At 60.7% G+C, this 21,412-nt stretch carries 21 protein-coding genes; 17 read left to right on the forward strand and 4 right to left on the reverse strand.

What is annotated here, in order from left to right; translation table 11 throughout:
* Window positions 1-247: 247 nt before the first annotated feature.
* The 7 genes from QEH57_RS11880 (at window position 248) to QEH57_RS11910 (ending at window position 4,763) form a co-directional block, all read left to right on the forward strand.
* Window positions 248-1,411, forward strand: a complete 1,164-nt coding sequence (locus QEH57_RS11880) for a DUF3570 domain-containing protein (RefSeq protein WP_309006953.1) — start codon at window positions 248-250, stop codon at window positions 1,409-1,411.
* Window positions 1,399-2,397: an FAD:protein FMN transferase gene (locus tag QEH57_RS11885; protein WP_309006954.1), complete on the forward strand. Its 999-nt coding sequence runs from the start codon at window positions 1,399-1,401 to the stop codon at window positions 2,395-2,397. Before QEH57_RS11880 ends, QEH57_RS11885 begins: the two co-directional genes overlap by 13 nt.
* Entirely contained in the window at window positions 2,375-2,887 is a 513-nt protein-coding gene (locus tag QEH57_RS11890; RefSeq protein WP_309006955.1) for a TlpA disulfide reductase family protein, read from the forward strand. Before QEH57_RS11885 ends, QEH57_RS11890 begins: the two co-directional genes overlap by 23 nt.
* The gene (locus QEH57_RS11895; RefSeq protein WP_309006956.1) at window positions 2,884-3,102 is read left to right on the forward strand and encodes a DUF4266 domain-containing protein; all 219 of its coding nucleotides are present in this window, start codon (window positions 2,884-2,886) and stop codon (window positions 3,100-3,102) included. Before QEH57_RS11890 ends, QEH57_RS11895 begins: the two co-directional genes overlap by 4 nt.
* 167 nt (window positions 3,103-3,269) lie before the next feature.
* Window positions 3,270-3,599: a hypothetical protein gene (locus tag QEH57_RS11900; RefSeq protein WP_309006957.1), complete on the forward strand. Its 330-nt coding sequence runs from the start codon at window positions 3,270-3,272 to the stop codon at window positions 3,597-3,599.
* A gap of 7 nt (window positions 3,600-3,606) precedes the next feature.
* Complete coding sequence (locus QEH57_RS11905; protein ID WP_309006958.1) at window positions 3,607-4,044, forward strand: hypothetical protein; 438 nt, start codon at window positions 3,607-3,609, stop codon at window positions 4,042-4,044.
* A 95-nt stretch (window positions 4,045-4,139) separates the two neighbouring features.
* Window positions 4,140-4,763, forward strand: a complete 624-nt coding sequence (locus tag QEH57_RS11910) for a sigma-70 family RNA polymerase sigma factor (RefSeq protein WP_309006959.1) — start codon at window positions 4,140-4,142, stop codon at window positions 4,761-4,763.
* Between the two features lie 16 nt (window positions 4,764-4,779).
* Here the strand turns inward: QEH57_RS11910 and QEH57_RS11915 are convergent, their stop codons facing one another.
* Complete coding sequence (locus QEH57_RS11915) at window positions 4,780-5,508, reverse strand: TonB family protein (protein ID WP_309006960.1); 729 nt, start codon at window positions 5,506-5,508, stop codon at window positions 4,780-4,782.
* 110 nt (window positions 5,509-5,618) lie between these two features.
* On the reverse strand, window positions 5,619-6,668 hold the full coding sequence (locus tag QEH57_RS11920; RefSeq protein WP_309006961.1) for a Gfo/Idh/MocA family oxidoreductase: 1,050 nt from the start codon (window positions 6,666-6,668) through the stop codon (window positions 5,619-5,621).
* 96 nt (window positions 6,669-6,764) lie between these two features.
* On the opposite strand from QEH57_RS11920, the gene QEH57_RS11925 reads away from it, so the two are divergent.
* Both QEH57_RS11925 and fetB read left to right on the forward strand, forming a co-directional pair.
* The gene (locus QEH57_RS11925) at window positions 6,765-7,361 is read left to right on the forward strand and encodes an energy-coupling factor ABC transporter ATP-binding protein (protein ID WP_309006962.1); all 597 of its coding nucleotides are present in this window, start codon (window positions 6,765-6,767) and stop codon (window positions 7,359-7,361) included.
* Window positions 7,358-8,149, forward strand: coding sequence for an iron export ABC transporter permease subunit FetB (fetB, locus tag QEH57_RS11930; protein WP_309006963.1), 792 nt, complete (start codon window positions 7,358-7,360; stop codon window positions 8,147-8,149). Before QEH57_RS11925 ends, fetB begins: the two co-directional genes overlap by 4 nt.
* A 73-nt stretch (window positions 8,150-8,222) precedes the next feature.
* On the opposite strand, the gene QEH57_RS11935 is transcribed toward fetB, so the two are convergent.
* Complete coding sequence (locus tag QEH57_RS11935) at window positions 8,223-10,040, reverse strand: SulP family inorganic anion transporter (RefSeq protein WP_309006964.1); 1,818 nt, start codon at window positions 10,038-10,040, stop codon at window positions 8,223-8,225.
* A gap of 148 nt (window positions 10,041-10,188) precedes the next feature.
* Here QEH57_RS11935 and ispH point away from each other — a divergent pair, with 148 nt between their 5' ends.
* The 8 genes from ispH (at window position 10,189) to QEH57_RS11975 (ending at window position 20,819) form a co-directional block, all read left to right on the forward strand.
* Window positions 10,189-11,907, forward strand: a complete 1,719-nt coding sequence (ispH, locus tag QEH57_RS11940; RefSeq protein WP_309006965.1) for a 4-hydroxy-3-methylbut-2-enyl diphosphate reductase — start codon at window positions 10,189-10,191, stop codon at window positions 11,905-11,907.
* Between the two features lie 149 nt (window positions 11,908-12,056).
* Window positions 12,057-13,385, forward strand: a complete 1,329-nt coding sequence (locus tag QEH57_RS11945) for a hypothetical protein (protein WP_309006966.1) — start codon at window positions 12,057-12,059, stop codon at window positions 13,383-13,385.
* A gap of 30 nt (window positions 13,386-13,415) precedes the next feature.
* Window positions 13,416-14,534 (forward strand): hypothetical protein, encoded by a 1,119-nt coding sequence (locus tag QEH57_RS11950; RefSeq protein WP_309006967.1) that lies wholly within the window; start codon window positions 13,416-13,418, stop codon window positions 14,532-14,534.
* Window positions 14,535-14,551: 17 nt separating this feature from the next.
* On the forward strand, window positions 14,552-16,525 hold the full coding sequence (locus QEH57_RS11955) for an AAA family ATPase (protein WP_309006968.1): 1,974 nt from the start codon (window positions 14,552-14,554) through the stop codon (window positions 16,523-16,525).
* Between the two features lie 15 nt (window positions 16,526-16,540).
* Window positions 16,541-17,803, forward strand: a complete 1,263-nt coding sequence (locus QEH57_RS11960; protein ID WP_309006969.1) for a DUF6638 family protein — start codon at window positions 16,541-16,543, stop codon at window positions 17,801-17,803.
* A 17-nt stretch (window positions 17,804-17,820) separates the two neighbouring features.
* Window positions 17,821-18,363 (forward strand): hypothetical protein, encoded by a 543-nt coding sequence (locus tag QEH57_RS11965; RefSeq protein ID WP_309006970.1) that lies wholly within the window; start codon window positions 17,821-17,823, stop codon window positions 18,361-18,363.
* Window positions 18,364-18,369: 6 nt separating this feature from the next.
* Window positions 18,370-19,965, forward strand: coding sequence for a hypothetical protein (locus QEH57_RS11970; protein WP_309006971.1), 1,596 nt, complete (start codon window positions 18,370-18,372; stop codon window positions 19,963-19,965).
* A gap of 101 nt (window positions 19,966-20,066) precedes the next feature.
* A complete protein-coding gene (locus tag QEH57_RS11975) occupies window positions 20,067-20,819 on the forward strand; it encodes a Bax inhibitor-1/YccA family protein (protein WP_309006972.1) in 753 nt (250 codons plus the stop codon).
* Window positions 20,820-20,950: 131 nt separating this feature from the next.
* Here QEH57_RS11975 and QEH57_RS11980 read toward each other — a convergent pair whose 3' ends face one another.
* Window positions 20,951-21,334, reverse strand: a complete 384-nt coding sequence (locus QEH57_RS11980; protein WP_309006973.1) for a DUF721 domain-containing protein — start codon at window positions 21,332-21,334, stop codon at window positions 20,951-20,953.
* Between the last annotated feature and the right edge of the window lie 78 nt (window positions 21,335-21,412).

Here is a 21,412-nt window from a genome sequence, read left to right on the forward strand (position 1 = left end):
GCGAGTTGAGATAGCTGACCTCGTCCTCTTCAAGCTCGATTGGTTTTACTCTTCGTCCTCGTCTTTCCACTACAAAGAACATGTAGGAACAAGAGGGGAGAAGCCACATTTAATTTGTAAATTATTTATCTTACACCACACTAGGAAACTTGTTCGTAAATCCAAATTGCCGTTTGCTGCGTTATAAAGGTTGGGCCCTGCGGCCTGTTGGTTTAGTGTCTCGTTTTCCCGAATTGTTTTGCGCCCTATGACTGATTTCCGTTTTTCGCCGCCCGCTTTTTGCCGGGCGCTCGCCGTTGGCGCTTACCTTCAAGTCGCGTGGGTGAAGCCGGCCCGAGCGGAGGATCACCTGTCGGTCAAGTGGCAGGACTACCAGGAGGACGACGGGCGGGTGCGGGTGGTCTCGAAGTACCTGGGCGGGGAGAAGGCGATCACGCAGAGCGTGGCCCTGCGCTTGCACGGGGTGCACGACACGATCTCCGGAGCGACCCCCACGGGATCGAACGGGCGCGAGGGGGATGAGGTCGTACTGTCGGAGATCACGGACGTGCGGGAGGCCGGAGTGGTGGATCTGGATTGGACGAACGGGATTCACAAGACCTCCTTCCAGTTTTCGCACAGCAAGGAGAGCGACTTTCTCTCCAAGGGTTACGCGATCTACAACACCTCCGAGTACAACAAGCGCAATACGGGCGTGAGCTACGGGATTTCCTATATCGACGACGAGATCCAGCCCAGCTTCTTCGCCGAGCAGCGCGAGAAGGAGAGCCTCGATGGCTATGTGGGGATCAGCCAGGTGCTCGATCCCAATACCGTCGCGAGCCTGAACTTCACTTACAGCAAGTTCGAGGGGTATTTGGCGGATCCCTACAAGTCGATCGCCTCGAACGTGGAAGTGTTGCCCGGCTTTTTCCTTTTTCAGGAATCGCCGGAGCATCGCCCGGACGAGCGCTTGCGGAGAATCTGGTTTGCCAACGTAAAGCGCTTTTTTCCCGCCTTGCGGGCGAGCGTGGATTTCGACTATCGCTATTTCGACGACAGCTGGGGGATCGAGAGCCATACCTTCGATTTCGAGTGGTATCAGAAAATTGGTGACGCGTTTACGCTGAGGCCGAGCTATCGCTACTACACGCAGGGCGCGGCTGACTTTTATTATACGGACTTGAACGGGACGGGGATCGACCCGATAGATCCGGTGGCGGGGCAGGGGCCTTTTTATGCGGCGGACTATCGCTTGGCGAAGATGCGGACGGAGACGTATGGCTTGAAGGGGATCTACAAGTTCAACGAGTCGGTTTCCGTGGACCTCAGCTGGGAGCGCTACGAGATGAAGGGCCGCGATGGCGAGACGCTGGAGGAGGCGTTCCCCAGCGCGGATATCTTAACGGTGGGAGGGACGTGGTGGTTCTAGCGGGCGACCAGGCCTACCGCAAGCCGATCGAAAGCCGTTTGACTTTCGACGAGTCGCGCGGGCTTTACCGCTTGCAGTTCCAAGCGTTGGGGACGGCTTGCTCGGTGCTGTTCGCGGTGGCGGATCGGGCGGCAGCGATTGGTTTCGCGAAGGCGGCGGTGGAGTGGGTCGGGTGTTTCGAGGGGAAGTACTCGCGGTTTTTGGATACAAGCTTGTTGTCTGAGATCAATGGCAAGGCTGGCGTGGATTGGGTGGCTGTCGATGCGGAGGCGGAGCATCTTTTCGCTCTGTGCGACGACTTGAATTTCATGACGCATGGGCAGCTGGACCCATCGGGGCTGCCTTTGATTTTGCTCTGGGACTATCGGCGTCGCCGCTCGGAGCTGCCCAGCGAGGGGGAGATCGCGGCGGCGAAGGCTTTGGTCGGTTGGCAAAAGGTGGAGCGTCGCCCGGGGGAGGTCTTCCTGCCGGAAAGCGGGATGTGCCTGGATTTCGGCGGCTTCGGGAAAGAGTATGCGGTGGACAAGGTGGCGGGCTTGGCGGTGGAGCGCGGGATCAGGGATTGCTTGGTGGACTTCGGGCAGGATATCCATGTTTTGGGTACGCCGCCGGATTCGCCCGCTTGGCACATTGGCTTGGAGGACCCGAAGCGTCCGGGAGCGACTTGGACGGGGCTTGCTCTATTGCGCGGCGGGGGCGTGGCGACCTCGGGCGACTACCATCGCAATTTCGTGCATGGCGGGCGTCGGTACGGGCATATCATCGACTTGGGGACGGGCTACCCGGTGGCGAACGGCTTGCTGGCGGTATCGGTGGTGGCGCCTTCGTGCCTGGAGGCAGGGGTACTTTCCACGGCGGCTTTCGTGGCAGGGGCGGAAAAGGGAGCGGAGCTCCTGGAAGCGAATTTCGGGGCGGAAGCCTGCTTCGTCTCGGAGCATTCTAACTATCAAACATCTCAATTTTATGAATACGTTGTGCAGTCTTAGGTTTTGGGGGAGCGCCGTGGCGGCGACTCTGTTGTTGGTAACGACCGGTTTTTCCGCATGGGAAAAGGGTCAGCCGTTGCCGGAGCTGGGGAGCTTCGCCTTGGAGGGCGAGATTCCGGAGCTCGAGGGGAAGGTGACTTACGTCGACTTTTGGGCCTCCTGGTGCGTGCCCTGCAAGGCGTCCTTTCCCGAGATAGAGCGTTTGTATCAAGCCAACAAGGACGCGGGCTTCCAGGTTTTGGCGGTGAGCGTGGACTCGAGCGAGAAGTCCATGCAGAAATTCGTCGATCGGGCGAAGCCCAGCTTTGCGGTGGTGTGGGACGCGAAGCAGTCGCTGGTTTCGGATGCCGGGGTGGAGGTGATGCCAACTTCGTTCCTGGTCGACGCGAAGGGGGTGATCCGCGCCGTGCACTACGGCTGGCGAGGAGCGGAAACGGCGGCCAAGCTGGAGAGCGAGATCCAAGCCTTGCTGGAGGAGGCGGGGCAATGAAGCGTCTAGGGCAGGCTGTTTTCCTAGGGAGCTTGCTTCTGGGCTTGGCGGGCTGCCAGACGGTGGAGCCTTGGCAGAAGGGGAACCTGGCGGACTACTCCATGCGTTCGGACCGCGACCAGTTGGAGAGCGTGATGTCGGCCCATGTGACCTTTTCCCGCGAGGCCTCCACGGGCGGCGAAGGGGTGGGCGGCGGCGGCTGCGGCTGCAATTAGGTCCGTTTCGGGCGGGGTCCCCGGGCGGGAGTGGGAATTCGGTATTTTTCGTGAAGTGAGAGCTGGCGGTTAGGTGTTTGACTACGTAAGGTTTAGTTTCGCCGCGTTTCCGGATTGCCTGGAAACGTTTCGAACGAAACGAGGCCGCAACCATCAAAGATCGTACCATGGACCGTGAGTCAGAACAGTTAGACCGAGACTTGGAGCTCTGGCAGGATGTGGATATCAAGCATCCGCGCCTCAACGCTCGGGTATGGGCCCGCGTGGCGAACGAGGACCGGGAGCCGGCGGCGTTGCCGAATTTCTTCCGTCTGGCGCAGTCTATCCTGAGCCGTCCGGTGTACGCGGCGGTTTTCGTGGTGAGCTGCGTGTTGGGGGGCTTGCTCCTGGCGGAGCTACGGGTGGCCCAGCAGCAGGTGGAGCGCGGCGAACAGCTCGCGGAAAGCTACAAGCAGGTGATCGATCCCTTGATCAAGGACACCTACCTTTTCAAGTAATACGGACATGTGGAAATCGATATCAGTTTTGGCCCTCGGCCTGGCCTGCGGGATCCTTGCCCACGTGAGCTACGTGCGGGCCTACTCGCCCGCTTGCTTTTCGGCCGATACCGGATGCGAAATGGAGTGGCTGCGCTCGGAGCTGGACCTCTCGGAGGAGCAGTTCGCGCGGATCACGCGCTTGCATGGGGATCGCGAGCGGGAGATCCGTACCCTGTCGCGCAAGGTTCGCGACTTGGAGCTGTTGCTGGCGGAGTTGGAGGCGGAGCGGGTGACCAAGGGGTATGTCGACTACCTCGAAATCCGCAACTACATGGAGGCGAAGCGCAAGCTCGACGAGGCCTGCGTGAAGTCGACGAGCGACTTGATTGCGTCGGTGGGGGATGTGATGAACATGGATCAGCGCAAACGCTACTTTTCCATTGTTCAGAGCCGAATAAACTAGACCTTCCCTCCTCCTAGGAGATAGCAAGCCTAGGAAATTCTACCGATTCTCTTCTACCCTTTGCTCCGAGAATCTATCCTCCTCTTACCCCTTTAATGCCATCCGATAATGAGACTGATCTCGCCCTGCTCGAAGAGCTGCGCCGAGGACGCGATACAGCGTTGAATGAGCTCATGGTCCGGTGGCAGCGCCCCTTTCTCAGTTTCGCCTACCGCTACGTGCAGAGCGAGGAGGATGCCCGCGACTTGGTGGAGGAGCTGTTCGTGCGGGTCTACAAGAACCGGGACCGCTTCAAGGAAGGCACCAAGTTTTCGGCCTGGGCGTTTACCTCGCTCTCCAACCTCTGCAAGAACTTCGAGCGCTGGCGTCGGCGGCATCCGGCCTTCGGCAAGGACAGCTTGACGGACGACATGAGCCAGGCGGATCGCGCCGCTCATCCCTTGGCCAATACGGGCGACGGGCTCCCGCCCGACCAGGAGGCGCTCAACCGCGAGCGAATCGAGATCGTGAAGGACGCGATCAACAAGCTGCCGCACGACCTGCGGGTGACCTTGCTGCTCTACCAGTACGAAGGCTTGAGCTACAAGGAGATCGGGGAGGTGGTGGGCTGCTCGGTGAAGGGGATCGAGACGCGGCTCTACCGGGCCCGCAAGGCCTTGAAGGTGATCCTGAGCAGCAGGATCGGTCCCTCGGGGGACATCTGGGGCGACGCGGAGTAGGCCGCGGCGGCGCCGCTTAGAGCGGGGCGACGGAGCTGAGCTTGCCGTCCTTGAAGGAGAAGGACTGGCGTACCATGGTGTTGGTGCGGTTGCCTTCGGAAACGGGAGGTTCGAATTTCCATTGGGAAACGGCCTCGAGCAAGGTTTGGCCGAAGGCTAGGCTGCTGCCGGCGGTGATGCGCGGGCAGCGCACGTGGCCGAGCTCGTCGATGTAGAACTCGATGGTGGCGACGCCTTCGACCGGGGCGGTCGGCTCTACGATTTCGATGGGGAAGGGGATGGCGTCGAGCTCGCCGAAACGGGCGGTGGTGACCGGACGTTCGTCGGACTGGGTACGGGTCACGTCGGCGGGGCCGGGAGCTTGGAAGGTTTGCCAGGCCAGCTTGCGGTCGACCTGGAAGCTGAGGTCGATGCGGATGGAGGAGTCGATGGGCTGGCCGTCGCAGAGGGCGGGAGTGAATTCCCACTCGGAAAGGGACTTGAGGGCGGATTTGGTGAAGGCGTGGCGGGTGCTTTCCAGAACGAAGGTGTCGAGGATCTTGCCTTGGGTGTCGATGGAGGCGACCAGCGACACGCGGCCTTCCTTCACCCCGATGGCCCGCATGGTTCCCGGGAAGCGGACGTCGGTTTTCTTGGTGATTTCAATGGCTTGGAAGGCGGCCATCTCTTCTTCGTCGGCGAGCGAAGCGCTGGCGGCGAACGAGAGGGCGATGGCGATGATTAAGCTGGGAATCGGGAATCTCATGGATGCGTTGCGAAGGTTAACACCAGCCTGGCGGCTGGCACTTCAAGCGAGCGCGGCGGGCGGGGCGCGAGCGCCCATTCCTTAGATGGACGCGCTGGCGGCTCGGGCGTTCAGAGGCCGCCGAAAAGGTCGTCCAAGCTGCGCTCGACCTTGATGGATACGGCTTCCTTTTCGCGGGCGGACTCGAGCAGGGCGTCGATCATCTTGTGGAAGGCGAGGGCTTGCTTGCCGTTGGCGGCGGGTTCTTGGCCGGTCTCGATGGCTTGCAGGAAGGATACGGCGAGGGCCCGCAGCTGGGAGCTGGAGCAGGAGGCCTTGGCGAAGTCGTAGGCGTTGCCTTCGAGGTCGCGGCGCTGGCCGGCGGCGATATCGATGGCGCCGCGGGTGGCGACGAAGCTCATCGCTTGCGAGCTTTCGCCTTGCGGGAGGGCGGCGTTGAGCTGGGCGGAAATTTGCAGGCAAGCCCCGTTCTTGAAGCGGACCATGCCGCTGAGGCTGTCTTCGGCGGGGTGCTCCAGATCGTTGGCGTGGCGGTCTGAGAAGGAGCTGAAACGCGAAGCCATTGCTTCCATGGGATCGGGCGCTCCCATAGCGAACCAGAGGGCGTCGAGGGTCTGGGCTCCGACTTCCAGCAGGGCGCCGCCGCCGAGGTCGCGTTCCAGTCGCCAGGAGTCCGCCGGGTGCGGCCAATCCGAAATTTGGATACTGGCGCTGCCGTGCGTGGGTTCGCCCACTTCGCCGGCTTCCACCAGCGCTTGAGCGATGGATACGCGTGGATCGAAGCGGAGGGGATTGGCCCACATGAAGGTTTTCCCCACCAGTCCGGCCGAGGTGACGACGTGGGAAACCTCGCTGCCGCGAACGCCGACGGGGGAGGCGCAGAGCACGTGCAGGCCGCGGTCGAAGGCGGCGCCTACATGGCGTTCGTGCCAGTGGGTGGGGCTGGCCACCAGGACGGCGTCGACTTCGGCGCTGAGCAGCAGGTCGTCGAGGGAGTCGAAAAGCGAGTCGTGGGCCACGCCGAGCTGGGCGGCGGCGTCGCTGCGGGTTGCGGCGTCGGGGTCGGCGATGGCGGCGATCTCGGCGTTTTCGAGGTCGGCGAATCCGGATGCGAGGGTGGCGCCGTAGTTGGCTCCTACGAGTGCGATGCGTGTTGGCATGGGAAAAAGAGTGGAGCGGGTCGCGGGAAGAGTGAAGGGCGAAAATGCGCGAAGGGAGGGTTTACGCGGGCTGAGGCGCCGCGCTAGGTTCCGGGAATGCTGAAGGTCGTAGGGCTTAGTTTTTTGGACTGGGAGCCGGTTTCCCTAGAAGTGGAGGCGGGGGAGATCGTGTGCGCGCAAGGCGAGTCCGGTTCGGGCAAGTCCTTGTTGTTGCGGGCGATCGCGGACCTGATACCCCACACGGGCGAAGTCTATTTGCATGGCGATGCCTGTAGTGGAATTCTACCTACGAAATGGCGTCGCGAGGTGAGCTTCCTTGCGGCGGAGGCCTTGTGGTGGGAGGATCGAGTGGGGGCTCACTTCTTGAGCGAGGTTTCGCCGGAGCGACTGGAGGGCTTGGGATTGGCGGGGGACTGCATGGATTGGCCGGTCTCTCGCTTGTCGATGGGGGAGCGGCAGCGTCTGGGGATCTTGCGCCTGCTGGATCGGCAGCCGCGGGTTTTGTTGCTGGACGAACCGACGTCGAATTTGGACGCCCGGAGTTCGGGCGCGGTGGAGTCCTTGCTGCGTGAATACATGGAAGGCTCGGGCGCCTGCTCGATTTGGGTGACGCATGACGAGGGGCAGGCGGAGCGGATCGGCGGGCGACGATTTTATATGGGCGGGAAGCGCTTGGAGGAGCTGGCGAGATGAGCGCGATCGACCTTTCGTATTGGGATCTTGGATTCGCGGCTTTGCTGGCGGTGGGCTTGGCGGCCTTGTTTCGAGGCATGCGCTTGGGGATTTCCGGCAGTTTGCTGGTAGCGGCGGGGCGGATGATGATCCAGCTGACCTTGGTCGGCTATGTGTTGCGTTTCTTGTTCGAGGAAGGCCGCTTGTGGATGGTCGCCTTGATGGCGGCGATAATGCTTACGGTGGCTTCGCGGGAGATCCTGGCCCGGCAGAAGCGCAAGCTGAGCGGCTGGAGGAGCTGGCGGCTGGGGGCGTCGACCTTGTTCGTCTCCTCGTTCGCGATTTCGCTTTTCGGGCTGCTGGTGGTGGTGCGGGCGGATCCTTGGTACGCGCCGCAGTACGCGATACCTATCCTGGGAATGATCATCAGTAATACCATGAACGCGATCAGCTTGGGCATGGATCGCTTGACGGATGCGATCTACAGCAACCGAAGCGTGGTGGAGCAGCGCTTGGCTCTCGGGCAGAGCGCCCAAGAAGCGATCGGCGGCTATGCGAAGGACTGTATCCGTGCTGGCATGACGCCGGTAATCAATTCGATGGCGACGGCGGGCATCGTGGCTCTCCCCGGGATGATGACGGGCCAGATCTTGGCGGGGGCGTCGCCGGTGGAGGCGGTCGAGTACCAGATCGTGATCTGGTTCATGATCGCGGGCGGCAGCGGCTTCGGCATGGCGGTGGCCATCAAGCTGCTCAAGGGGCAGCTCTTCGACGAGCGCCAGCGCTTGCGGCTGGAGCGCTTGCGCTAGCGGATCGATTCGATTGCTTGCGAGGAGCCTGCGGCGACGGTGGGCGCTGCAGCCGAGCGGCTGGTCGGCTGCCCTAGTTGCGCTTTTCCTTGGCGTAGATGGAGACCTTGGGGGTGAGGCCGCCGAGGATTTGGCGAGCTCGCTTGAGGGCCTTGGCGGTGGAGAGGGTGGGGTTGCTTTCCTCGTCGGCGAAGAGGTTGATCGGGTTGATCACCTTGATGATGCCGGAGTTTTCGAAGATGCGCATGGTGTCGGGGCGGACTTCGCTGACGAGCAGGATGCGGTCGCGCTCGTTCATGTACTTGATGAGTTCTTCGAGGGCCATGCAGCTGGTGGCGTCGAGATTGTGGGCGTTGCGTAGTTTCATGACCACTACCTTGAGGTTGACGTCGTCGGCCACGCGTCGCATCTGGTCGCGGAAGAGCTCGGAGGCGCCGAAGAAGAGCTCGCCCTCCACGTGCACGATGGAGACTTCCGGGTCGGAGCGTTGCTCCTTGTCGCTGAGCTGGCCGACTTGCCCGGTTTCGTTGTCGATGGCGACCTCCACGATTTCGGGGCTGGCCACTTTCTTGAGGAAGAGGGCGATGGAGACGCAGGTGCCGATGTAGATGGCGAAGTCGAGGGCGAAGAGCAGGCCGGTGAGGAAGGTGACGTAGAAGGTGATGCTGTCGGACTTGGTGCTCTTGGTTACGATCTTGAGCTGGTGCTTGTTGAGCAGGGAGATGCCGATGGAGATGACCACCACGGCGAGGGCGGCGGTGGGGACGTACTGCACGAGGCCGGCGAGGGCGTAGGCGCTGGCGAGCATGATGATGCCCGAGTAGAGCCCGGAGATGGGGGTGAAGGCGCCGGAGCCGACGTTGAGCTGGGAGCGGGTGAGGGAGCCGGAGGCGGCCATGCCGGAGAAGAGGGCGCAGCCTAGGTTGGCCATGCCGGCGGAGAACATTTCTTGGTTGGCGTTGAGGCGGGCGCCGTCGCGGGCGGCGAGGGACTTGCCGATGGAGTTGCCCTCCAAGGTGCAGAGCAGGGCGATGGCGATGGCGGGGGAGAGCATCAGGTTGATGTTCTCTTGGCTGATGTTGGTGGGAAGGGTGAGTCCCCATTCGCTGGCGTTGAGCCCCGGCAGGAGGGCGACGGAAAATCCGTCGATGTATCGGCTGCCTAGATACGCGATGGTCGAGGAAAGGACCAGGGTGACGGCTACGCTGGGAAGCTTTTTGAAGAACTTTTCCAGTACGATGAAGATGGCGGCAGTGGCGAGGCTGAGCGAGAGGGTGTCCCATTGGACCTCGTCGAGGTGGCGCAGGGTGAGCTCGATGACCTGGAAGAAGGTGGAGGCGGCGGCTTTCTCGTCGGGCGTGAAGTCGAAGCCGAGCGTTTTGCGCAGCTGGTTGGCGATGATGAGGGAGGCGGCGGCGGTGATGTAGCCGGTGATGACGGTGCGGGAAACGTATTGGATGAGGCTGGCTACCCGCACGATGGCTCCGATGACCAGCACGATGCCGACCAGCAGGAGGAGTAGCGGGATCTTGGATACCGCTTCCTGCTCGGATACGATGCCGAGGGCGGTGAAGGAGCTGAGGACCATGACGGAGGTCGCGTTCGTGGGTCCGAGGGTGATGTACTTGGACCCGGCGAAGAAGGCGCCGATCACGGTGGCCACTACGGAGCCGAAGATGCCGTAGCGCAGGGGGAGGCCGGCGATGGCGGCGTAGGCCATGCCTTGGGGGAAGGCGAGCAGGGCTACGTTGAAGGCGGCTCGGAGGTCGCCGGAGAAGGCGACTTTGTTGTAGCCGGCTGCGGTTTTCCGGAGGGGGAAGAGGTCGAGCCCGAGGCTGCGCTTCTTGGCGGGCTTGCTATCAGTGGTGTGGCTTGCCTGAGAGTCTGACATGGTAGGAGGAGGGCGAACTGGGAGGACCCGGTGCTGTTTTGCTGCAATGTGTCCAGAAAGGTGGGGCATGCAAGCGAAGGATTGACCGGCGCGACGCCTCGCAATCTGTGTTTGCGGTCCAAGGCATTGCGCCTTGAATGGGCCGCTCATGAGTTCGAACGAGTCCAGTATCGCCAGTGAAGACTGCCGCAGCGCGGCGGCCGATGTGGTTTGCCTTTTCCTGGGCAACAGCAAGATCGTGACGCGTCGCGGCCAAAATTGCGGCAAGTTGAAGGCCTTCGCGAGCGGTCCGGAGGCGGCGCGGGAGGCGAGTTCTCGACTGGAGGAGCTCGGTCGGACGGAAAAATTGGTAGAGATCGAGCCGGGGCTCTTTTTCGCGGCGCTCGACGAGATGGAGCTGCCGGAAGCGCTCGAGCAGGAGGGGTGGTTCGCGGTGCCCTTGCGCGACTTCTACGAGGAGAGCAAGCTGCCGAAAGAGGCGCTTTCGCGGGTCCGGGCCAACGCGATCCGCATCCCCTACTTATATCTCAATACAAATGAATACATCTACCGCTTTCGGGCGGAGAAGGAGCGGAACCGCAAAATCTACCAAGTGGACGACAGTTCGGTGGCCCTTTACCACAGCGCCCTGTGCGATGCCATCAAGGCGGTGAAGCGGGCCAAGGAGCGCTCGGCGACCACGCCGGCTTTTCTCGACTTCGGCGCGACCGAGTTCCTCTTGCCGAGCCATTTCGGTTTCTGTTTGGGAGTACAGAACGCGATCGAGCGGGCCTACGAGACCTTGGCGGCCAATCCCGGCAAGCGGGTCTTCATGCTCAGCGAGCTGATCCACAACCCCTTCGTCAACCAGGACCTGCAGTCCCGCGGGCTCAAGTACCTGCAGAGCGACAAGGGGGTGCCGCAGCTGGAGGCGGAAACGGGGCGTCCCTACTGGGACAGCTTGAGCGACCAGGACATCGTGATCATTCCCGCCTTCGGCGCCCGCGACGAGGACAAGCTTCGCCTCATCGAGCGCGGCCTGCCGATCCGGCAGTACGACGCCACCTGCATGCTGGTGGAAAAGGTTTGGAAGGCGGCTCGCCGCTACGGCCAGCAAGGCTATACCATCGTGATCCACGGCAAGGCCGAGCACGAGGAAACCAAGGCCACCTTCTCCAACAGCGCCAAGTACGCGCCTTCGGTGGTGATTCGCGACATGAAGGAAGCGGCCATGCTGGGCGACGTGATCCGGGCCGAGACGGAGGCGGAGAAGCGCCGCTTGTTCGAGCCCTTCCTGTCCCGCTCCTCGGTCGGCTTCGATCCGAGCAAGGACCTGGATCGCTTGGCCTTGGTGAACCAGACCACCCTGTTGCGAAACGAGACCCTGAAGATCATCGCCTACCTCGAGGAGACGCTGACTTCGACCTACGGCGAGGCCCATATCACGGACCATCTGGCCATGAGCAGCAAGGGCGACACCCTTTGCTACGCGACCCAGGTCAACCAGGACGCGCTCGCCAAGGCCTTGGACGAGGACATCGACGCGGCCATCGTGGTGGGCGGCAAGAACAGCTCCAACACCTTCCAGCTCTTCCGGCTCTGCCAAGAGCGCTTCGGGGATCGGGCCTTCTATATCCAGAGCGAGGCGAACATCCTTTCCCGTTCCGAGGTGGAGCATTTCATCTTTCCCTACGACCCGAAGGATCCCAAGCAAGGGGTCATGGAAAAGCGGGCCTTCCTGCCGGAGAATGAGCGTATCCGCGTCCTCGTGACAGGGGGAGCGTCCTGTCCGGACGGGATTTTGCAGCAGATCATCTGTCGCATCAACAGCTTCTTCCCGCCGGAGCGGATCCGCTCCATCGAGAGCGTGCTCGCCGATTTCGAGTAGCGGGAGGCGTGCTGCGGCTTCGAGCTGCTTGCAGGGGAGCATTCGTAGTTTTCCGATTCTCGTCCTTGACCGGTATCCCTCTACGAAGTTATACCGATACCCAAGGCAACCGCCTTCGTATTAGTCCCTAACCCCTTGAAATCAATCCCATGACAGCTAGCACAGCTTCCGAAGACCTCCTCGCTTCACTCCGTTCCGAAACCGAAAGCTCGCTTTCCCGCATCAAGGAACGCGGCGGCCAGGACCTCACCCACAAGATTGCGGAGCTCGAATCCCAGCTCGAAGACGCCGCCAAAATAAAGAACACCGAAGAGCGCAACATCCGCATGGACGTGCTCAAGGCGGACTTCGACAAGCTTCGTTCCGAGCTAAATGCGGAGGAGGCGGACCTTTCCCAAGCGGTTCTCGGCTTGAACGCCCTCATGAACGAGATGGGCGAGGAGTACGCGGATCTGCAGAAGCTCTCCCCCGAGGAGCAGAAGGTCATAGACGAAGCCCAGGAAGGCGTGGCCAAGGCCGAGTCGGCCCTGCTCAAGGTCGAGGATGCGCCCGGCTGGAAGTTCATTTTCTCGTCCCGCGAAAAGTCGCTTCGCGAGGCGAAGGAAGGCATCGAGGCCGCCAAGCAGGGAGTCGCCGCTGCCGAGTCCAAGGCCAAGGCCATGGCTCGCGACCGCTTGATGAAGGCGGACATCGAGGAGAGCTTGCAGGAGTTCATGTTCAAGGTGCAGAAGACGATCGAGATCATGGAGAACCGCTCCGTGGAGATCGTGAAGCAGCTCGAGGCGGTCAGCATCCGCAAGGCCGAAGCCTTCCGCGTGAAGGAAGAGGCGGCCAAGGTGCTCGAGGAATTGGATACGCGGCTCAACCAGCAGGAAGCGGAGATGCGTTCCGCGGAAGAGCAAATCGAATCGCTCGCCAACGGCTCCTCCGAGTACGTCGCCCAGGAGAAGGCCCTCTCGGCCTTGCGGGCCGCGGTCGAGGAGACGCGCGGCAAGCGCAACGAAGCGTTGGTGCTCTTCCAGTCCAAGGAACGCTTCGCTGCCGAGCTCGACGTGCACGAGAAGTCGCAGATGAAGTTGCGCGACAACCAGCGGGCTTGGATTACCCTGCTCAAGTCCGACACGGAGGAGCGCCTGATCACCTTCCGTTCGCGCCTGGAAGCGATGAAGGCGATGAGCGACCAGGATGTGGCTCAGAACCTGGACAATCTCGGAACTGCTATCGACAAGAGCAACGTGGACTTCATGGCCAAGGTCGGATCCGCCTCCGATCAGCGCCGCATGGAAATGATCGAGAGCCAGCCCGACCGCATCAAGCGCATCGAGGAAGCCCGCGCCGCTCAAGCGGAGGCCCAGGCCCAGATCCGCGAACGCGAGCGCGAAGCCCTCGAAAAGTTCCGCGAGCGCTACGGCATCGATCCCATGGATTCCTCCTTCTTCACCTATGCGGATGGGGAAGGCGCTTCCAAGGAAGCCTAGTTTTCGCCTTCGTAGCCAATTTCCAAATACATGAGCCTGACCAAGAAATTGGCCGAGAGCGGGGACTTCGTATCCTTGCCCAAAGAGGACGACTACCTCTTGTACTTCGAGCAGATCAAGCGCGTGTGCAACGCGCTGGACGCGTGGTGCGAGCAGCAAGCCGCCGGCGGAGCGGAGGAGTCGAAGGTGCTTCGCCTCTTTTTGTCCCGTTTTTTGAATACGGTCGAACTGTTGCGAGAGCGGCAGCGCTTCCGTCCGGACAAGAACCTGAAGATCGATCTGAACGAGTCGGGGTTTCCGCACTTGATCGGACTGCAGGAGCTCAATGCCGACCTCTTGGGCAGCGCGGATCGCCTCAAGAAGCTTCCTTCCATGAACAATTTGAAGGAGGACGCCCTCAACGAATTGTTTGAAACCAAGGCGGAGCCCTTGGGTACGCTGGGGTTGATGGCGGAGCGGAACTATCTGGAGCGATTGCGGGAGGCGGATTTCATGTCGCCCTTCCGCTTCGCCGGGGTCCAGCTGCGCGGCAAGAAAGGCCGCCGGCGCCACTACCTTTGCGCGTGGAGCTGCTACAACGCCACCGACAACCTTCCCTATGTGCACACCATGCTCTTTGAGCAAGACACGCGGGAGACGGCCTTGGAGAAGAAGGGGGAAAGCTACGAAGAGCTGAAGTCGATCATCAGCAACGAAGGCCGTCGCGTGCCGCCGCTTGCGGTCCTGGCGATGGCGATCGACAACCACTTGGAAGGCATCCACCCAAAGATCCTAAAGCGCACCAAGATCGGTCCGCTCGCTCTGCCGCGTTTCACCTTCGACCAAGGTCCGATTGCCCTGATGGTGAAGGGCCTGGCCAAGCCGACCGAGTTCAGCGTGGAGATTACCACGGAAACGGTTTTTTCCACGACCGAGGTGATCAAGGAAAAGGGCGGCTGGCTGCGTCCCGACAAAGTCCGGGAGGTATTCGCGATTCCAGAGAACGATCTGGAGTGCTTCATGGCGAAGACTTCCCGTATCCATAAATACTTACTGTTGCCGCACCACCTCATGCAGCACTTGCGATCCAGCGATCCCGAGGCCCAGAAGCTCTACGAGCAGCACGAGCTCTACGCCTACGACGATCAGCTTTCCGTCTATCAAATTTAGCCCCATCGCCTTATCCCATGCCCGCTAGAGATTCCTCTCACCTACCCGTAACCGAACAAGACCTGTCCAAGAACCTGGACCACGCCAACGCCTTGCTGACCAAGGTTTCCTGGAAGCCCAAGGCCCCGTCCAGCGGTTCCGCTCCCAAGAGCGAGGAAGGTCGCTGGCGTCCGTCGACCGACTACAGTTCCCCTGCGTCCGAAAGCAGCGTTTCGCTGGTGAAGATCGCGAAGCATGTCAGCAAGGATCCGCTCCTGCTGACGGACAATGTGAACCACACCCTTACGGTCGTACGCAGAGGAATCATGCTCGGCTTGCACATCGCCCGCGCCTACGGACAGGCGGCGGGGCTGGAGCGGCTGGTGCAGCAAAACCGCTTGGGCCGCCTCACGCAGGCCCAGCAGACGGAGTTTTACGACAAGCACCACGCGAGCTCCGCGGTGGGGCTCTTCTCCGCGTCCGCCTTTATCCGCTGGCAGCTCGAGCAGTTCGAGAGCGAAGAGTTGGCGGGCAAGGTCATGGAGTTTCCGGGGATTCCGGAAGTGGACCTTTCCAATCCGCTGAAGTCGATGGAATGCGCGGTTTTCTATTTCGGTTCCATGGTGCAAAGTAGTGGAATCGTAAATACGGATTTGGACCTCGTGAAGTTCGCGTCCTTGTACTTCGAGGCCATGGCTGAGGAAGTGCGATCGCGGGCAAACTCCTTGCGTCACTGCGAATTCTTTACGGAGGTTTCCTATCAGCTGGAAGGCTCCGAGTTCGTCTTGGAAGGCTTTGCCGACATGGCGAGCGCTTCGGTTGCGACGGTCGAGTTCAACCGCGTACGCTTCGACGACATCGTGGGCAACCGCGCCGCCAAGCACGAAGCCAAGCGGCTGGCCCAGCGCTTGGCCTGCTACGATCCGGCGGTGGGTCGGAATCCTTTCATGGAGCTGGGCAGCATGTCGCTCGTGCGCATGGGCTACGGAAAGCCCGGCACCGGCAAGAGCCTGCAGATCGCCGCGACCGCGACCTTGCTCGACGAGTACTGCCAGAAGCTCGGCCTGCCGTTTCTCTTTTGGCCGTTGCCGGACAATTTGATTTCCACCTTCCAAGGCGGTTCCGCGGAGCGGGCGGTTTCTTGGATGAAGCGTATCCAAGATCCGGATAAGGTCATCTACGCTCCGATCGATGATGCGGAGAACAATTTCGAAGAGCGTTCCCGCCAGGGCGTATCTGCAGGGGTGCGGGAAGTGATCGGCGTATTTCTCCGCTACACGGAAGGCGCCTACGCCATTCGCCGCGGCAATGCGGTGCTGGAGTTTTTCACCAATTTGCCGGAGCAGATCGACCGGGCGGTACTGTCCCGCGTGCAGGCCCGTTTCCCGATCAACGGGGCGGAGAGCCGCGAGGATTTCTTGGATCAGGACCACCTTTGGTGGCGGAAGCTGGAAAGCATACGCGAGGGCTTCGTGGCGATGAAGGATCCGGCGGACTACGAGTACTTGAGCGCCCAGAGCAGCTTCGCGAGCTTGGGCGACCTGGAAAAGACGCAGGAGCAGGAGTTGGGCTTGAACGACGAGCGGCTGGCTTCGCGCTTGGCCTCCTTGGAGACGGAGCATCAGGTGGGCGAGCAAGAGTATTTCGCGAAGCTGTACCAAGGCGTTTTGGAAGTGTATCCGTTTTTCTCCTCGCGAGACGTTCGCAACATCCAGCAGCAGGTCAGCAATCGCATCACCGACTTCGACATGCCGGACGAATGGTTCGAGGATACGGAACTCTTTTTCGGGCAGAGCTACGAGCGGCGAGTGGAGATGTTGCGCGATCTGATGCGGGAGAACATGAAGGGGCTTTCCTTCTCGGAGATCCGCCAGCGCGAGGTATTCAAGTACCTGAACAGCCTTGCGGAAATCGCGAATGCGGACCGCGAGCGCGAGATCGAGCGCCTGATGCATTCGATGGAGTATCAAGGCGAAGCGGCTCGCCGGTTGGAGAGGAAGTCAGGGGCGTAGCCCTGTACCCAAATTATGGATCTTTTAAAGAAGGAAGGCTTATTCGGAGCGGGCTTGGTGTCGGTGGTGACGCCTCCGATGGTCGAGCGCTACAATCGCTGCTTGGCGGATATCGGCATTGCCCCAACCGAGTGCAAGGCCTTTCAAATCGACGGGGTGGGCTGGAGTCCGCAGGTGGCGGAGGAAAAGGGCAATCTCAACTACTTGAGCCACGGGGAGGCGAACCAGTTCGCGATCATCCTGACTCCGGACCAGGAGGGGAAGCCGATTTACGCGCCGACCCATTCCTTCGACTTTCAATTGATGGGGGAGGTGTTTCGGACCGCTCGCCCGCAGATCGCGAACCTCACGACCGAGACGGCGCTTTGGCTGGATATCGACCAGCAGATCGACCATTACCATTCGCCTTTGGACCTGTTGATGCTGGAGGCCATCACGGTGCGTTCCACCTCGATCGACCGGATCATCCAAGGAGCGCGGGAGCAGCGCAATCTGGTGGCGGCCTTTCGGGACGAAGTGGACCTTTGGATGGATACGGAAGCGCGCGGGAAGCTGATCGAAAGCGCCCAGAGGTTCGGGGACTTGAGGTTCAAGCCCTGCATCATTCCGGAAATTCCCTTCGTGGGAGTGAGGAGCTTCTTCACCAAGGCCTTCGATGGTGTATTCGTTTTTCGCGACTTGCCGGGATTTTTCACGGATCGGATCTTGATCCTGGAAAACGTGCGCAAGCACGGTCGCTTGATCGACAAGGAGCGCAGCGTATTCGGCATCGATGACCCGTCCTTGTATCACGTGCTGGAGAAGTTCAAGCTCATCGAGATGAAGGCGGACGCCGTATCCAAAAATCCCAGCTTGTTGGACGACCTCAAGGACAACCTGCTGGCGGAGGCGATGTACCGCAGCGTAAACGTGCAGCTCGACCTCTCCGCGGCTACCTCGGCCCAGAAGAAGGGGGCGATTTCTGCGGCCCGCAAGCAGCTGCCCGACGAGTTTTTCGAGATCGACGACGCCAAGCGCTTGGCCGAGAAGGGGAAGTTGGGCGATGGTGACCTTTCGAAGAAGCTCAAGCGCTACCTGGCCCGTCCGCACCGTGACCTGGACGAGAACATGCAATCGCTGGTTTGGATGTTGCTGATGAAGATGCGGCCCATCGATTTGGAGATGCTGTACCGTCACAGCAAGCAGCAGTTCTACAAGCTCTACGCCAGCTGGCCGGAGTATCGGAGAAAGTGGGCCGTGGCCGCGCTCAAGGCCAAGAACCTTCCCAACCCCAACTAAGCACCGCTATGGCAAATATGACATCGTACCTCGTTTTTTGGATCGTGATGTTCCTCATCCTAGGAGCGTTCTGGTATGTGGTGGATCGCAAGTACGGGCAGGGAGTGTATCGCTTTTGGTATCGCTTGACGCACGAGAAGCCTCTGCCGGAGTCGGTGCAGCGCGGCTTCGTCTACAACCGCAAGACGCGGCACAAGGCCCTGATGGCGACCCTCCTGTCCACCGCCCAAAGCATCGTAGCGGTGATGAGCGTGGCCGAGCCGAACTTGCTGGTAGAGCTGATCCTGTGGATCGTTGAGGTTCCGGTAACCTTGCTCGGCTTCGCGATAGGGCCGTGGGTATTTGGAATTTGGAGACGTAAGGACGAGGTCTTCGATGCGATCGACGACTTGGAGAGCGGCGACAAGACCATCGGCGACGTCTTCGGAAAGGCAGAGAAGGCGAAGGCAAAGCCGCAGCCGCCAGCGAAAAAGCTGACCGCCTCGCCCGAGAAGAAGGATGGGGACGATGACGACGATATTGATCCGCGGGAGATGATACGTCGCTACACGAAGCGCTAGCAGGCCATGAGTGAAGAAAGCAAATTAGCGGAATCGCAGTCAGAGGATTTGGATACGCCGTTCTCGAGCCAGCTGTATTGGCTGTTCAAGAACGTGAGCGGCGCCTTGCGGGATTGGGCGAAGCGGAATCGCTTCAAGTTCCTGGTAGCGGGTCTGCTCTTGCTGCTGGCCTTGTTCGTGGGGCGGGCGTGGATCCAGCCTGTGGCCCTGACGCTGCGCATCAACGCGTTTCCCATCTTGTTGTCGGCGCTTGTCTTTTCGACCGCGCTCTACCTCTTCAAGCGCGGCCGGGCGGTGCTGGGCGGCGCTTTGTTGCTGCTGAACCTCGGGGCAATCCTGGCCTTCGTCGCTTTGGAAGGGAAGCCACGGGAGTACTTGGGCCTCTACTGGAGCTACAAGACTCTGGAGAAGGAAGAGATCGGCGAGTTGCCCACGACAGCGTACGAGCGTATCCAACCGTTGAATTCGATTCGCGCCTTGGCGGGCGAAGCGATGACGGAAGTGGAGCAGGTTTCGGAGCCCAGTTTTACGCGGGTGGGCGATGGGTATTCCTGGACGATGGCGGTGGAGCCCAGCTTTGCGGTGCGGCGGCTGACGGGACGCGTTCGTGAGGTGATCCATGTTTCCTCCTCCGCTCCCTCGCCGAACTTCTCGCAGGAGAATCGCAGTCCGGTTTCCTTTCTCACCGGAGAGGACCTCCTGCTCAGCCGCAACGTGAAGACTGCTACGATCAAGCGCTTCGGGCTTTGGAAGTATTTTAACTATGAGCCGAGCGACGTACGCTACGCCAAGGACGAGCAAGGGGAGTGGGTGCAGCTGGTGTCGCTGACTCGTTGGAAGGGCTTTTTCTTTCCGCGGCCCGTTTTTGGAGGCGTGGTGGTGATCCGCCAGCATGGCGAAGGCGTGGTGGACTGGGCGAGCAACGTTTTGCTCGGATCCGGAGAATGGATACGTCCTAGCGAAGTGGGGAAGCATGAGTTTTTGAAAGGGCAGAACGTAGTGCCGCAGGAAGTGTCGCGCTTCGTGGCGAACAGTTTCCGTTTTCAGCAAGGCTTCTGGGCGCCCATGCCAGGCTACCATTTGGGAGACATCCGCATCCCCGATTTGCCGGGCGACTTCAACGACCAGCCGTTCACCGCGTATTTCAATTTTGGGGACAAGGGAAAGCTGTACCACTACTTTGCCTTGGAGCCGTTCCAAGAAGACAAGCAGGGCTTGAATACGAGCGTGTTCGCTCCGGCGGACGGGATTGGGGCCATCAAGGTGTACCGTCACCACGAGAAGGGCGAGGCCCTGACCGGCGTTTCCGCGGTGATCCCCAAGGTGATGGAGAGCCGCAAGAACTACGACTGGACGCGAAATACGGCCGCCGAGCAGCGACCCTTTATTCGCAAGATCAACGGGAAGACCCGCTTCTTTTGGCTGACCACGGTGGTGACTTTCAAGTCGGACGATTCGGAGGAGTACATCGCCGGTTCCGCTCCGGACGTGACGCTTACGGACGCGACCTATAAGGCGGTGATCTGGGTCAACGCCCTGAAGCCGGAAGGCTGGGAAGCGGAGCTGGCCGAGGGGCTGGGCTCGGTGTGGGAAGCCAACTAGGTGGTCCCGTCGCTTAGGCCCGGTTGGGGGCGTGGCAACGTTTTTGGGGCGGTATCGAGGGGGCTTGCTTTGCGGGATTTGGCTGCTCACTATGCGCGGTCATGAGAACTTCCAATCCCGCCTTGAATGACAAAGCGTTTGATATCGACCGGGCTGCGGCTCGCGGCGAGGTCATGACCATCAATGGAACGGTCAACAAGACCGGTTTCCTGCTGTGCTTGCTTTGGGTGGCAGCGATCTTCACCTACGACAAGACCATGACGGTCGCCCAGACGGAGGGGAATCCCGCGACTTTGTATCCGTGGATGATCGGCGGAAGCATCGCGGGCCTGATCATCGCGATGATCACGATCTTCAAGAAGACGGCGGCTCCGATCACGGCGCCCCTGTACGCGGTGGTGGAAGGCTTGGTCCTAGGCGTGCTTTCCGCCTTTTTCGAGCTGCAGTTTCCGGGGATCGTCTTCCAGGCGGTGCTGCTGACCTTTGGCACGCTGCTGGCCCTACTGTTCGCTTATAAGACCGGGGTGATCAAGGCCACGGAGAATTTCAAGCTTGGCGTCGCGGCGGCTACGGGCGGCATTTTCGTAGTTTATATGATTTCCTTGGTGCTGGGCTTCTTTGGCGTATCGATCCCCTTGATACACGAGAGCGGCTGGGTGGGAATCGGCTTCAGCCTCTTCGTGGTGGTGATCGCGGCTTTGAACCTGGTGCTCGATTTCGATTTCATCGAGAGCGGCGCGGCTAAGGGGGCTCCCAAGTACTTGGAATGGTACGGCGCCTTCGGCCTGCTGGTAACGCTCATCTGGCTCTACATCGAGCTGCTACGCCTGCTTTCGAAGCTGCGGAGCCGGTAGAGTGTTGATTGTCAGGTTGGCCGTTGGCCAATTAGGTTCCGCTGGGCGGAGTTAGGTTTCGCAAACCTGCTGCCGTAGGCGCCTATGCGGCGAAGCCGACCTGACGGATATCAATTCTATAGTGACTTGGGCTAGCCGGACTTGAAGAAGATGTTGCGGATCTTTTTGGCGCCTTCGATCTTGTGCAGGTTTTGCAGGATGAGGCGCTTGTTGAATTCGAGCTCCTGGCGTATCACAGGGTTGGATACGGCGATGATGAGGGTGCGCTCTTTCTCGATGCGGTTGGGGGCGCAGTTCTTGGCGTTGGCGGCGCCCACGATCTGGGTCCAGTTCTTGACGATGCGGTCCTCGAGGGAGTCTTCGCCGATCTTGTACTTCTTGAGAATTCGCTCCAGCACCGTGGCCATGGGTCGCTCGGTCTTCGGTGCCTCTCCGGGGTAGTTTTCCGGGATGCCGCGAAAGTTGGCGATGAGTCGCTCGACGCTTTTGCGAAACTTGTAGGGTTGATCGGACACGGGTTGAAAGAGTGACGGGTGATGCGGGAGGAGGGAAGTGGAAACTGGGGAGCGCTTGAAACTCCCGGCCCCGCGACG

Origin of the sequence: Pelagicoccus sp. SDUM812005, from assembly GCF_031127875.1 — a bacterium.
In the GTDB taxonomy this organism is placed as follows: Bacteria; Verrucomicrobiota; Verrucomicrobiia; order Opitutales; family Opitutaceae; genus Pelagicoccus.

What these genes read in the sequence shown, in the direction of transcription:
- QEH57_RS11880 (WP_309006953.1), top strand. Translation starts at nt 248, where the DNA reads ATGACTGATTTCCGTTTTTCGCCGCCCGCTTTTTGCCGGGCGCTCGCC.
- QEH57_RS11890 (WP_309006955.1), top strand. Translation starts at nt 2,375, where the DNA reads ATGAATACGTTGTGCAGTCTTAGGTTTTGGGGGAGCGCCGTGGCGGCG.
- QEH57_RS11895 (WP_309006956.1), top strand. Translation starts at nt 2,884, where the DNA reads ATGAAGCGTCTAGGGCAGGCTGTTTTCCTAGGGAGCTTGCTTCTGGGC.
- QEH57_RS11900 (WP_309006957.1), top strand. Translation starts at nt 3,270, where the DNA reads ATGGACCGTGAGTCAGAACAGTTAGACCGAGACTTGGAGCTCTGGCAG.
- QEH57_RS11905 (WP_309006958.1), top strand. Translation starts at nt 3,607, where the DNA reads ATGTGGAAATCGATATCAGTTTTGGCCCTCGGCCTGGCCTGCGGGATC.
- QEH57_RS11910 (WP_309006959.1), top strand. Translation starts at nt 4,140, where the DNA reads ATGCCATCCGATAATGAGACTGATCTCGCCCTGCTCGAAGAGCTGCGC.
- QEH57_RS11915 (WP_309006960.1), bottom strand. Translation starts at nt 5,508, where the DNA reads ATGAGATTCCCGATTCCCAGCTTAATCATCGCCATCGCCCTCTCGTTC.
- QEH57_RS11920 (WP_309006961.1), bottom strand. Translation starts at nt 6,668, where the DNA reads ATGCCAACACGCATCGCACTCGTAGGAGCCAACTACGGCGCCACCCTC.
- QEH57_RS11925 (WP_309006962.1), top strand. Translation starts at nt 6,765, where the DNA reads ATGCTGAAGGTCGTAGGGCTTAGTTTTTTGGACTGGGAGCCGGTTTCC.
- fetB (WP_309006963.1), top strand. Translation starts at nt 7,358, where the DNA reads ATGAGCGCGATCGACCTTTCGTATTGGGATCTTGGATTCGCGGCTTTG.
- QEH57_RS11935 (WP_309006964.1), bottom strand. Translation starts at nt 10,040, where the DNA reads ATGTCAGACTCTCAGGCAAGCCACACCACTGATAGCAAGCCCGCCAAG.
- ispH (WP_309006965.1), top strand. Translation starts at nt 10,189, where the DNA reads ATGAGTTCGAACGAGTCCAGTATCGCCAGTGAAGACTGCCGCAGCGCG.
- QEH57_RS11945 (WP_309006966.1), top strand. Translation starts at nt 12,057, where the DNA reads ATGACAGCTAGCACAGCTTCCGAAGACCTCCTCGCTTCACTCCGTTCC.
- QEH57_RS11950 (WP_309006967.1), top strand. Translation starts at nt 13,416, where the DNA reads ATGAGCCTGACCAAGAAATTGGCCGAGAGCGGGGACTTCGTATCCTTG.
- QEH57_RS11955 (WP_309006968.1), top strand. Translation starts at nt 14,552, where the DNA reads ATGCCCGCTAGAGATTCCTCTCACCTACCCGTAACCGAACAAGACCTG.
- QEH57_RS11960 (WP_309006969.1), top strand. Translation starts at nt 16,541, where the DNA reads ATGGATCTTTTAAAGAAGGAAGGCTTATTCGGAGCGGGCTTGGTGTCG.
- QEH57_RS11965 (WP_309006970.1), top strand. Translation starts at nt 17,821, where the DNA reads ATGACATCGTACCTCGTTTTTTGGATCGTGATGTTCCTCATCCTAGGA.
- QEH57_RS11970 (WP_309006971.1), top strand. Translation starts at nt 18,370, where the DNA reads ATGAGTGAAGAAAGCAAATTAGCGGAATCGCAGTCAGAGGATTTGGAT.
- QEH57_RS11975 (WP_309006972.1), top strand. Translation starts at nt 20,067, where the DNA reads ATGAGAACTTCCAATCCCGCCTTGAATGACAAAGCGTTTGATATCGAC.